The 558-nt window shown below is 57.3% G+C and carries 1 protein-coding gene; it reads left to right on the forward strand.

What is annotated here, in order from left to right:
- Positions 1-558: catalase (locus tag HMPREF0721_RS11295; RefSeq protein WP_006599930.1), on the forward strand; the 558-nt coding region annotated here is incomplete at both ends.

Here is a 558-nt window from a genome sequence, read left to right on the forward strand (position 1 = left end):
ACCGACGAAGGCAACTTCGACATGGTCGGCAACAACACCCCGGTGTTCTTTATGCGTGACCCGATGAAGTTCCCGCACTTCATCCGCTCCCAGAAGCGGCTACCGAATTCCGGACTGCGCAGTCCGAATATGATGTATGACTATTGGAGCCTGTCCCCCGAATCGGCCCATCAAGTGGCTTACCTCATGGGACCGCGCGGCATTCCGCTCAGCTATCGCACGATGAACGGCTACTCCTCGCACACCTACTCGTGGGTTAACGCCGAAGGGAAGATCACCTGGGTGAAATACCACTTCATTAGTGACCAGGGTGTTCACAACATGACTGCTGACCGGGCCAAGGCGATCGTCGGTGATCACCCAGACATCCACCGCGAGGACCTCTTCAACCACATTGCCGACGGCGACTATCCTTCCTGGACCGTCAAGGTGCAGCTCATGCCCTATGACGAGGCCAAGGACTACCGGTTCAACCCGTTCGACATCACCAAGGTGTGGCCGCATAAGGATTACCCGCTGCACACCATCGGCAAGTTCACTCTGGACCGCAACCCGGAG

Origin of the sequence: Pseudoramibacter alactolyticus ATCC 23263 (assembly GCF_000185505.1) — a bacterium.
Taxonomy (GTDB): domain Bacteria; phylum Bacillota; class Clostridia; order Eubacteriales; family Eubacteriaceae; genus Pseudoramibacter; species Pseudoramibacter alactolyticus.